The following is an 11,937-nucleotide window of genomic DNA, read 5'->3' as shown; positions in this document are numbered from 1 at the left end:
CTTGCACACAAGCTCACCGCAGGTGATTGATTGCTATGAAGGTACGATCTTCAAGCTCACTTAACCAATTCCCACCCAGCCAAACGCTACTTAAGCTAAATGAAAAAATGCCAGACCTTCATTCCAAGGCCAACCCACTTTGGGGCAAAATCAAGTCAGTTTTTTATTCCCCCTTCCGACATCCGCCAAATCGAAGAGACGTTGAGATACCGAGTGTAGATACGCCGGTGAGCTTCCGAAACAGGGATGCTTCGGCAGAGCCTAAAGGGACTTATTCACGGCGTCTCACAGGCGTATCTGCACATCCCTCGCCGGGCAGGCGTTAGATGGCGATAAAGGTACGACCTTCAAACACACTTACCAAGAAACACGCCGCTAAACGCCAATCAAGCAAAGTCAAAAACCTAATTCGGTCTAATTGCGGATAAAATCCAGAAGGTGGGCTGCCGCGCAAATGCTATGAATAATGATAAAGCCGATAAAACCATGGGCGGCACTATGGTGATAACTGCGCCAATTTAACGCTTCACTGCTGCCTTGAGTGACATACCACATGGCACCCGTTATCGAGACTAATAGCAATAAAATTAAGCCAATCCCCTCAATAGCACTAAACAGTCCACGTCCACCAGCCAGCGGAATTTTACCTTTTTTTAACCCACAGACATCCTGACTTAACTGCGTAAAGTCACCAGCTAACCAAGAAAAGTATTGACGCCACTTACCCTTTATCACATTGGTCAGCAGCATAGAGACGGATAAACAGGCCACCACCGCCCCCAGATAAACATGCAATAGATCCCATATCGACGCCTGGGTTCGAATCGCACGCCCCATCAAGATCCAGCCGCTAGTGCTAATCAAAAATAGTGACAACACAATCACCAGTAGATGCTGGTAGGTGAGGAGCTGTTTTACAGTGTTAGACAGCCACTTGGGCATATTGCTCTCCTAAGCGCGATGAAGCTGCTCGGCATAATAGGTCACTTTATCCCAATCTGTGTACTCAACCTTAGTGTTTGCATCAGTTGGGCCTTTGGTTATCCACATGATAAAGCGAATAATATTTCTGTCTAATGCATTGTAGCCCTGATAGTCCAAGTTTCCGCCAAACACTTCAAGTAACTTAGGCCGCCACTCAGTCTTACTTAAAAATGCTTGCATATAAGGATTGGTTTCAGGGGTGTTTTTTGCAGGCTTTCTGGCCACTAAACTCACCGAAAAGAAACTGTTTGCTTTGCTGTTTAACAGCGCCAAATTATTTGCAATAAAGTCATATACGGCTGGGTTGTGCTTGCCATGGCGAATACTGGCACCTATTACCACCTTATCAAAATCCGCGAGTGAAGGCGGGTTATCGATAGTGGCACAGGTGACCTCATCACCCAATGCGACCAACTCTTGCTGCAGGAAATCGGTGATCTTACGTGTCTGTCCATGCACGCTAGAATAGATAATTAAAATTTTACTCACTGATGCCCCTAACTTTTTTGTTTCATTCTATGGCTCAATCATAGGTGATATCGCCCGATATTTAATTGAAACAGATCACGAGGGTAAAGTGCAAAACTAAGTGGATGTTTATCTAGTTCACAAATATCCATTTTCTATCATGTAAAGAGCAAAAAGCGGAGCTTAGCTCCGCTTTTATAGCTTGCCTAATGGGAGTGAAATAAGCCTGATTCATCACGCTTATTTCACTCACCGCAAAGCAGACGTTTAACGTTACAGTGACATCACAAAATCGATCAGCTGGGTTCGCTCTGTCACTGACAACGCCATAAATTTGTCTGTGCTCGTTTGTGCTTCACCGCCATGCCATAAAATGGCCTCTTCGATGGTGGCCGCACGGCCATCATGTAAGAAGCCCGCTTGCGGATTTACCGTTTTAGTAAGCCCTATTCCCCATAACGGTCGCGTACGCCACTCGTTACCATTGGCAAGGAAGTCTGGACGACCATCGGCAAGTTCATCCCCCATGTCGTGCAGCAACATATCGCTAAAGGGATAAATTGTTTGCCCCTTGAGCGCCTCAGCCATAGGTTTTCCGCCTATTTCACCGGTTGACTTGGTCACAAAGCGTGGTTGATGACAGCCGCTACAATTAACCAACTCGAACAACCTCGCGCCTTCACGTACATCGGCATTACCGCTGTTTCTGCGTGCAGGGACGGCTAAGGTTTCGGCGTAAAATACCACATCGTCACTGAACGCGGCACTGGCTTCGGGCGCACCATGTTCATCACTGCCACTATCCACAAAACCTGTGCGGGTTAGGTAACTGTCATGCATCGAGGTGCCCGCAATGCTCTCATCGGGAAACAGTGGATTAGTGATCCCAATATCACCGCGCAACGCCCCTAAAGATTGTACCCGTACACTCGGAGTGTTGGCTTTCCAACCAAATCGGCCTAATGACACTGGGTGTGTATCTCCCTTTTGCGCCTTCACTGCATCAAAAACATAGTTGGCGCGGCCAGAGATCTTGTCGCCATTAGTATCATTCTCATCCACCAACGCTAAAATATCAGCTTCAGGGATCGCCTCCAGCAGGCCAAGACCAAATACTGGCATACCGTTGCGCCATCCCATCAATACATCATCTTGCAGTAAGTTGGAGGTAAGGTTACTGCTCTGTTTGGTTTCTCCTGGCGCATCGAACGGGTTTTCAACCGCAAACAATGGCTTTTTCAAGGTCACTTGGCTGCCATCAGGATAGCTTACCACTTTGGTTTCATAAGAGAGATACACATCGGCTTGGCCTCCAAACAGATTTTGCTCCCAGTCGGCACGCGCCTTTAATACACCACGATGAAACAGTTGACCACCAAAGTTAGGCACAGGAATGGGGGCACAGTAATTGTTGGCTGCCGTCCCTGTAACACAAGGCTGGTTAGGCGCCTTGCTGATGCGCAGAAAAATACCCGCGTCGGAGCCCAACTTAATGCGCGCCTTACCCACAGGCACAATAGGTGTAGAGTTACGACCATCGCGCTGATGACAGGAGTTGCAGTCGGCGTTGTTAAACACAGGCCCTAGGCCATCAAGATCAGGGTGTTCGCTGTTAGGCGCTGTGGTAAAGGCGGTTTCAAAATTGACATCACCCGCTAAGTGTTGCGCAAGCCCGGGCGCATTGAGATTAGGGGCGGGGGTAGAAAAGCCATGGCCAGAGGTGGAGGCATCGAAAGTGGTGGTGTCACCGCCTAACGCGGTCACGTCTGTGTAGTCTGGGTAGATTTGTTCAGGTACTGATTCTGTGACTTCGTCACCAGAACCACCGCAACCGCCTAACAGTAGGCTGCAAGCGATGACGGCAACAAGATAGCTTAACTGGGTTGTTGGTTTCATTAACCTTGCTCTCTTAAATTTAGCAAATTGAATAGCCGATGTGACACTAAGCCACTGACGTCTCCCACATAGAGACTGAGCTTTAACCACTGTTTTTATAAGGTTTTTGTGGCAGTAAAAAGGAGGCGCATTGCACCTCCTTGGGTTAAGGCGTGACTATACCGCCCATTTTTTCAGTAATGGCAGCAGATCATTTTCTAAGCTAGCCTGCAATGTAGACAGTGCATCAATCGCTTTTTGTACCCGCTCACGCCCCTCTGTATCCTTAATCGCTTGACGGAATGGCATATTATTAGTGCCAGCAATGGCGCGAATTTGGATAATGGCATCATCAATTTCACTCGATATCCGCGTCGCTAATACGCTGTCGGCAGCCTTAACGAAATCCACCAGCCCTTGCTTGTCGGCTTCACCCGTCAATTCACCCTGATAGATGTTGCGCACGCCAATGATGTTGTCACTGAAGTCGGTTAATGAGTTCCATGAATATTGCGACTCAACCTTTGACGTGTCTGCGGTATCAATTGAGGTGCCAAATGGGTCTGCAATTTTGCCGTTACCCACCTCATCGACAATCCCTATCATGCCATTCACTAACTCTTCGACGACACCGACTTGTGAACTGTAAAAAGTATTGCCTGCTACACCTGGGTTTTTAACCAGTTCGCCATAGGCTAGACCGGTTTGGCCGTCATGACTCACAGTCCACGAATCAGCCAATATCTTGGTGTAATCGCGAAACACCTCAGCCAATCCCATCAGGTAGTCACGCTCACTCGCCGTCATCTGGCCAATATCTTTGCTGTTGTCAGCAATACCGTCACCAAACAGCAGGAACTCCATAGTATGGAAACCTTGCACATCGTCGTTCCAACCTTTAATGGTTTCAGCATCAAAACCTGACGTGGTGGCTAAGACAGTTTTAAGATCTGTGGTGTTAAGAGGCCAGCTGTCTAAATGTGGGTCAATACCCAATGAGTCGACTGGGCCAAAGATGTGTGACTCACCTTGCTCCCATGGCTGACGTGCCGCTTTCCACGCATCTTGGGCGGCAACTAAGTTGGCTTGTGATGGCGAGGCAACTAAGGTTTGAGTCGCTTGGTACAAGGCTTCGCCTCGGTTAGCTAAAGCGGAGTAACCACTGACGATCACTTCATCATTTAGGTTGGTGATCATTTCTGTCGCCACAAAGCTAAAACGATTGTCAGGAACCACCACTGTGGAATCATCACTGCCTGACCCACCACAGGCCGCGAGCGTTGAGATAAGGGCTAAAGCGATTGCGCTGTATGTTAACTGTTTCATCTATAACTCCATTTATTCAAAAAATTTTAGTTGGCTTAGCCATTAAAGTGAGAATTGGTAGCCCACACCGAGGGCAAAAAAGTTGGTATCAGGGATAGATGCCACCGCCACTTGTTGGCGACCCGCTTCGGCCTTAATCACAATTTCAGGAATAGGGCTATAGTTCACCCCAAGACTGGTCCAGGTATTTTCATAACGCTTGGTCGCCGTCCCCGTTTCCACTTCCGCAAGGGGATTGGAGTAGTCGATGTTGGCAAATACGGTTAGCGGCAAAGACCAGAAGTGGCTCAAATCGATACCAGCTTCAACAAAGAAGGCTTCTGACTTACTGCCTAATTGAGCAAAGTTACCTGGCTTTAAACCTGGTGTGGTTTTATTAGCTTGAGTGATCGCATCTGCATCACTGAGCGTTCCTTGCAGATATTGGCCACGCAATATCCAAGGCCCTTCAACATAGGCACCTGATACGGCCAAAATGCTGACGCTACCCTCACCAACGACCTTATTGCTTTTGTGACGGTTACCACTGGTATTACCGTAGTAATAAGCCACGCCGACGGCTGTTCCCTGTTTAAAGCTGCCGTAATCAACACGTAGTGCATAAGCTAGATCGTCTGCGTTAACCGTTTCAAAGCGCTTTTGATGCCCAGATGCGATCCAGTCGTAGGTGCGGAAATATTCAGAATTGAGACCGCTAACCACTTGGGCTTGATAATGAAAGTTGGCGTACTCACCAAAGATCCCGACACCGGTTTCATTCCATACGGCTGGTAGCATGGCGGTCTCACTGCGATGACGCAGCACGGTTAGATATTGGTTGGGTTTATGCAACACGCTCGACAACCCAATAGGCAAATGGATGTTACCGAACTTGACGCCAAAAAGATCATTGGGGCGATACCTTATCTGCGCCTTTTCAATCATCACTTCACCGCCCGCTTCGACCTCGGATTCAAACTCACCAAACTCATCGAAGCCGTCGTACTCTAATGCTGTTCCAGTGCCCCCATGCTCATATTCAATCTCAACTTCCATGTCCCACTGGTCATTAAATTGATAACCAAACTCAGTCACAATACGCTCTAAATCGAAACGGCCACGGCGCTCTGGTGTGGTGTCTTGGACATTGTCGTAATACTCGTCACTGGTGTAATTAACCGTGCCATAGGATTCAAATTTAAAGCGGCCCCAAGGGCTCTGCTTAGCTTCATTGGTTATCACTTCTTTAACCATTTGCGCCTGTTGTGCTTGCTGCTGTTCCTGCTGCACTGCGAGCGTGGCCAACTGCTGTTTAAGCGCCTTAAGTTCATGTTCTTGACGTTCAATCGCTTGCAGTAACATTTGTGGATCGGTCGCCGCCAACGCATTTGTGCCCAAAAGGCTAGCAACACAAAGCCCAAGCAGGCTCAACTTACTCTTCATACTTTCTCCATGCTGATTAACAGCTTCCCCCGTAATTGCGTGGGAAGTTACAGTAAATGCGAATCATTTTCATTACAATTTACATTTGTTAACAACACAGCATTTAAAAAATAGCGATGATTACTCACCAGAAAACAACAAGATTCAAACAAGTTTGCGGGGGTATCTCACATTGCTGTAGACTGTTTTATCTTCAAAACTGCCCGCAAAAGTGAAGCCTAGTAATGGAAAGAAGCCCTCAGAAGCTATTGTTATGGATGACATTTATTATGTCGCTGGTGTTTTCCGTTTGGCAGGTGCTACTGAATAACTTTGTCATTGAGCGAGCTAATTTTACTGGCGCAGAGATAGGCGTGCTGCAAAGCCTACGCGAGGTGCCAGGTTTTCTGGCGTTCACCGCAATTTTCATCCTGTTGCTGCTCAAAGAGCAAACCTTTGCCTTGTTATCATTGGCCTTACTGACCATAGGCGTAGCCGTTACCGGCTTTTTTCCGCAAGTGATTGGCTTGTATGTGACCACGGTTCTGATGTCTGTGGGGTTTCACTATTTCGAAACCATTAATCAATCGCTGACGCTGCAATGGGTGGATAAAAGCGAAACTGCAGGCTTTTTTGGTAAGGCATTGGCATGGCGCTCTGCTGCAGCCCTACTCGGTTATGGCAGTATCTGGCTAATCATGAGTTGGTTACAATTGGACTACCAATGGATGTACGCCATCATTGGAGTACTAGGACTGATCATGGTACTCACTTTAGTGATCTACTTCCCGCAATATCCTCAAGGAGAGGTTCAGCATAAGAAGATAATTTTACGCAAACGATACTGGCTCTACTACTTATTGACCTTCTTCTCTGGCGCGAGACGACAGATATTTATGGTGTTTGCAGGCTTTATGATGGTAGAAAAGTTTGGCTACAGCGTCAGTCAGATCACCGCATTATTTCTTATCAACTACGTGGTCAACCTGCTATTTGCTCCTGCGATAGGGCGCTTTATCGGCCGTATCGGTGAGCGTAACGCGCTGACCTTGGAGTATATCGGCCTAATCATCATTTTTACCAGTTACGCATTTGTCGAAAGTAGCGATGTCGCCGCCGCATTGTATGTGATCGATCATCTGTTGTTTGCCATGGCGATAGCCATCAAAACCTATTTCCAAAAAATTGCTGCGCCTAAGGATATAGCAGCCACCATGTCAGTAAGCTTTACCATTAACCATATCGCCGCCGTCGTGATCCCCGTGTTGTTAGGACTACTATGGCTGGAGTCTAATAAGATGGTGTTCTTCATCGGCGTCGGTTTTGCCGCCTGCTCACTGATATTGGCGCTAAATATTCCACGCCATCCCGATCAAGATAACAATGTCACTTGGCTTAAGCAGCGACGTGTGTAGTTGCCCTATGGCATAACCCATTTTTTACGATAAACTGTGGCAACACATAACTTCAGATAGAGCAAGTGAGATGGCTGAAATCGTCAATGTCTCTGCATCGCAAGGTAATCAACCAGATGTCTCCGCACGTAAAAAGGCATTGCTACTTGGCAGACAACTCGGCTTGGGCAGCGAAGAGGGTTACCGCCCAGCCAATGCCTCTATTGCCGAGCGCGCCGAACACCGCGCCCGCAAGTTGTCGAGCCAATATCAAAGCAATATCGAAACCATTTACGCTATTGCCATCTCTCACACGCCTTCTGATGTCACTGGTGCCGATTTAGACCCTGATTGGGTCCATCAGTTTTTTAAACTGGCCGAGCAGATCCATAATAGAAATATGCAGGAGTTATGGGGACGTATTCTAGCCAATGAGATCACCAGCCCGGGAAACTTTAGCCTAAGAACTCTGTCGACCCTTAAGCAATTGACGCACAAAGAAGCACAGATGTTTGAAAAGGCCTTAACCATTGCCGTCACCATTAATGGCGACAGTAAGCTTAAGTTACTGAATGGCTATAGATACGCGCGAGGCGTGGGACGTTTATTTAGAAAATCAGAAGGGGCCACTATCGCCTTTTCACTCTTTGGTCTGCCCTACTCATCCATCTTAACCTTGATGGATGCTGGACTCTTACATCGTAGTGAGTTTGAAACCGGGGAGTTAAATTCAAAAAATCCGGTTAATTTTACTTTAGCAGGAGCTAAAAAAAGATTAACCCCTAAGCATGGCCATTTGCTGCTGAGCTATTACCGCTTAACCTCAACAGGGGATGAGTTAGCCCAACTCGTGCGGCCTAAGCCCGACCAAGAATATGCTAAAGCGCTTAATGCATTATTTAGCAAAGACTTTAAAATAGATTAAGTCACTGGCCAACTATTTCAGTAATGCAGCACTGATAACATCAGTACTGCTCTGTGCTGGATTAAACCAATTTAACTGCTCGCGCAGAGTGACCACTTCTCCAATAATCATCAAGGCAGGCATCTGCAACGCTGGCGAAGCGGCAAGCTGTTCTAACTCACCAAGGGTTCCAATAAAACATTGTTGTGATGCGGTTGTCGCTTTTGACACAATAGCCACAGGCGTATCGGCCGCTCGGCCAGCGCCCATCAAGCCCGCCTGAATAATATTGGCATTGAGAATGCCCATATAGATAACCAAGGTATTTTGCTTATTCGCGTAACCAGCCCAATCCATAGGACGGCTTTCCAACTTGCAATGACCGGTAATGAAACTTACCCCTTGGGCATAATCTCTATGAGTGAGTGGAATACCTGCATAAGCAGAGGTGCCACTGGCAGCGGTGATCCCGGGGATCACTTCAAACTCAACACCAGCATCTACCAAGGTTTCAAGCTCTTCACCACCGCGACCAAAAATAAAAGGGTCTCCACCTTTTAAGCGCACCACATTTTTACGGGTAAAGGCTTTGGTCACCAGTAGTTGATTGATCTCATCTTGCGCTGCGCTATGTTTACCAGCACGTTTACCGACAGCAATTTTCTCAGCGTCCTGAGGTACAAGCGCCATGATCTCATCACTAACCAGTGCGTCATATAAGACTACATCGGCCTTTTTGAGGATGCGATAGGCCTTAAGCGTTAACAGCTCAACATCACCTGGTCCAGCTCCCACCAGCCAAACTTTGCCCTGTTGTTGCCCAGGTATCGTTAGTAGTTCCATATTCGCATCTCTCACAATATTAGTAAGGTTACTATACCGCCATTCTTATTCCATAAAAAATAGATAGGAGTTAGATTATATTCCATTTAGTTATTAGTAGCATTTACATCAAACGCTGCTTGGTAACTGGGTGAAACGAAAGTGATTTAATCTGGGTGAATAGAGAAAAGTTGTGCGCTATGATGTTACAGCGATGAAACCGTGCCACCGTGACGGCACTAAAATAGATAATGAAAGGACACAAGGATGAAGACAAAGAGCGCCATCTACGGCCTAGTGATAGCCAGCTTTCTCGGCCTATCAACGAACACCCATGCCACCGAAAACAAGGCTTCATCCAAAACCAGTAAACCCGACTCACTTCTCGATGAACGGGTAAGTGATGAACTTGCCACAGCAGAGCTCCCCTTTGTTATAACGCCGCATAAGGTGAACTACATCTTACCTGTGACCTATAACACCACGCCTAACATGGACCCGTTCAAAGAAGAGATAGAAGAGACTGGGGCACAAGTAGATAACCTTGAAGCCAAATTCCAGATAAGCTTTAAATTTCCATTGATGTATAACGTTTTTGGTGACAATGGTCACCTATTTGTTGCCTACACCAACCAGTCCTATTGGCAGGTCTACAATAAAGAGATCTCATCGCCTTTTCGCGAAACTAATCATGAACCAGAGATTTTCATGATGTTTAACAATGACTGGAAAATTGGTCCCTTAACCAACTCGCTATGGGGCGTTGGTGCCGTTCATCAATCCAATGGACAGTCAGGTGATCTGTCCCGCAGTTGGAATCGTATCTATGGCACCATGATTTTTGACAATGGTCCATTTGCCATTGCGGCAAAGGCATGGTGGCGGATCCCTGAAGATGAAAAAGAGACCCCCACCTCACCAAAAGGTGATGACAATCCAGACATCCTAGATTACATGGGCAATTTTGAGTTAATGGCTATTTATGGTCTTGATGAACATAGATTCAGCATGATGCTACGAAACAATCTAGAAAAGCCAAATTATGGTGCGGTAGAACTTACCTGGAGTTACCCCATTATCGGTAACCTCAGAGTCTATGCCCAATACTTTAATGGCTATGGTGAGAGCCTTATCGACTACAATGCACACACGAATAGGTTTGGTATTGGCGTCTCAATAAATGACATTCTATGGTGCGTTAAGCATTACGTAACCAGCAAGGAGCATGATGAAATTTGGACATCAAACCATTATTAATGGTTTCGGGTTAATCATGCTCATCAGCTGTATTCAGCTGACCATCATCGCGATTAAGAGCGAGCCCCCTAAACAGCAGTTGAGCTACAGTGAAGTGCGCCATGAACTTCAGACCTTGCGTCAACACGTCACGCAATTCTCTGCTGTTGCCGCACAAAACCCGGCACAATTTGACGCATTCAGTCGTCAGCTTGAACTCATTGACACCCAGCACCGAAATGGGATGTCGACTAAGATACTAGCCAGCCAAATTGCTAAAGCTTTAGCCTACCTAGATGACGCTAGCGCAACCATCTCGCCAATTTCATCACGGTTTACTTTACCCATTAACCTCAGAGCCATTGACAGTGATTGGCTCGCCTTAGATGAGCAAGGCAACCCTATTGATACGGATGCCGCTTTCCTCACCCATATCGATGGTTTGCCAATCAGTCGTTGGGTCACCGCCAGTCAGCAGTTCTTACCGCCGTCGCTGCGAGAACGCACTTCATTACAGATTCAATGGTTAAAACGTCTCTCGGTGCTGCGCGCCGAAATAGGCATAGAAGATAAACCTCAGGTACGACTAACACTGAGTGACAAAGGCGAGCTGACAACCCAGGTCATCCTGTCTTTAACCCCTGAAACACCCATGATACTGCAAGCACGCAGAGAGCAAGATAACTTTGAAAACTCGCCGTTAGGTATCATCAATGTGAACAACCTTAATGCGTTTGAGCCAAACAGTCCCTTGGCGAATAACCTACGCCGCGCCATCTTATCGCCTATAACCATTCTGGACCTGCGCTATGGCTACGGTGATTCTGATAACTTGTTAAGTTTTTTAAACCATTACTACGGTTATCAATACCAAGCTTATCAGCCCTATGGACGCCAAACTGATCTGTTATCCCCTGACTGGCAAACTAGCTCTATCTATGCCGTAGCACGCTACAAACGCCACGCCAATATACGAGCAGATTACCTACAGTCAATGCATTACACACCCTATGATCAGCTGTCGAACCAGGCACAACTTGAGCTGCAGCAGGCCACCAATCTAGTGACTAACCGTGATGACAAGCTCTTCAGTCAATGGCATGGCAAACGTTTAGCTATCGCGCCTGCCCCAGCAATGATTCTGCCTCAACCCACGCCCGGTAAACTGGTATTGATCATTGGACCACAATGTAAACACGCGTGTCAGTGGATAGCCCACTTTGCCAAAGGCTGGCCCAACACCGTATTAATTGGCGAGGCGACGCTGGGAAATGTGGATAAACACCAAAGGATTAAACTTCCCATCAGCGGTATCAATGTTAGGGTAACCAGTACTCAAGCCTTTGATGCCATGGGGCAACAGCTGTCAGGCGTCGGAACGCAGCCCGATATTGAACAACCACTCGAAGAGACCGTCTACTGGAAAGGAATCGCCGAACTTATCCAAATGTAGCGACAAATACAACTAACCCTGCAGGCAACACAACTATAGGAATACACCATGAATACCCTAGTAAAAACCCTACT

10 protein-coding genes are annotated in these 11,937 nt (G+C 47.0%); 4 read left to right on the top strand and 6 right to left on the bottom strand.

Annotated elements, in window-relative coordinates; translation table 11 throughout:
* Window positions 1–414: 414 nt before the first annotated feature.
* The 5 genes from L876_RS0112885 to L876_RS0112865 all read right to left on the bottom strand — a co-directional run bounded on the left by L876_RS0112885 (window position 415) and on the right by L876_RS0112865 (window position 6,075).
* Window positions 415–942 (bottom strand): cytochrome b/b6 domain-containing protein, encoded by a 528-nt coding sequence (locus tag L876_RS0112885; protein WP_028764190.1) that lies wholly within the window; start codon window positions 940–942, stop codon window positions 415–417.
* A gap of 9 nt (window positions 943–951) precedes the next feature.
* The gene (hemG, locus tag L876_RS0112880) at window positions 952–1,473 is read right to left on the bottom strand and encodes a menaquinone-dependent protoporphyrinogen IX dehydrogenase (RefSeq protein ID WP_028764189.1); all 522 of its coding nucleotides are present in this window, start codon (window positions 1,471–1,473) and stop codon (window positions 952–954) included.
* A gap of 252 nt (window positions 1,474–1,725) precedes the next feature.
* Window positions 1,726–3,348 (bottom strand): di-heme oxidoredictase family protein, encoded by a 1,623-nt coding sequence (locus tag L876_RS0112875; protein WP_051413113.1) that lies wholly within the window; start codon window positions 3,346–3,348, stop codon window positions 1,726–1,728.
* 156 nt (window positions 3,349–3,504) lie between these two features.
* Window positions 3,505–4,653 (bottom strand): imelysin family protein, encoded by a 1,149-nt coding sequence (locus L876_RS0112870; RefSeq protein WP_028764187.1) that lies wholly within the window; start codon window positions 4,651–4,653, stop codon window positions 3,505–3,507.
* 42 nt (window positions 4,654–4,695) lie between these two features.
* Complete coding sequence (locus tag L876_RS0112865; protein WP_028764186.1) at window positions 4,696–6,075, bottom strand: hypothetical protein; 1,380 nt, start codon at window positions 6,073–6,075, stop codon at window positions 4,696–4,698.
* 224 nt (window positions 6,076–6,299) lie between these two features.
* Here L876_RS0112865 and L876_RS0112860 point away from each other — a divergent pair, with 224 nt between their 5' ends.
* A complete protein-coding gene (locus tag L876_RS0112860; RefSeq protein ID WP_028764185.1) occupies window positions 6,300–7,469 on the top strand; it encodes an MFS transporter in 1,170 nt (389 codons plus the stop codon).
* Window positions 7,470–7,539: 70 nt separating this feature from the next.
* A complete protein-coding gene (locus L876_RS0112855) occupies window positions 7,540–8,373 on the top strand; it encodes a TIGR03899 family protein (RefSeq protein ID WP_028764184.1) in 834 nt (277 codons plus the stop codon).
* Window positions 8,374–8,385: 12 nt separating this feature from the next.
* Here L876_RS0112855 and cobA read toward each other — a convergent pair whose 3' ends face one another.
* Entirely contained in the window at window positions 8,386–9,195 is an 810-nt protein-coding gene (gene cobA, locus L876_RS0112850; RefSeq protein ID WP_028764183.1) for a uroporphyrinogen-III C-methyltransferase, read from the bottom strand.
* Window positions 9,196–9,441: 246 nt separating this feature from the next.
* Between cobA and L876_RS21725 the strand changes: the two genes are divergently transcribed.
* A complete protein-coding gene (locus L876_RS21725; protein ID WP_081730700.1) occupies window positions 9,442–10,431 on the top strand; it encodes a phospholipase A in 990 nt (329 codons plus the stop codon).
* Window positions 10,403–11,863: a S41 family peptidase gene (locus tag L876_RS0112840; RefSeq protein ID WP_028764182.1), complete on the top strand. Its 1,461-nt coding sequence runs from the start codon at window positions 10,403–10,405 to the stop codon at window positions 11,861–11,863. The genes L876_RS21725 and L876_RS0112840 overlap by 29 nt, the downstream gene beginning before the upstream one ends.
* Window positions 11,864–11,937: the final 74 nt, after the last annotated feature.

Origin of the sequence: Shewanella colwelliana ATCC 39565, from assembly GCF_000518705.1 — a bacterium.
Taxonomy (GTDB): Bacteria; Pseudomonadota; Gammaproteobacteria; order Enterobacterales; family Shewanellaceae; genus Shewanella; species Shewanella colwelliana.
Note: the sequence above shows the minus strand (reverse complement) of the source record. Positions and strands in the feature narration are given on the sequence as shown.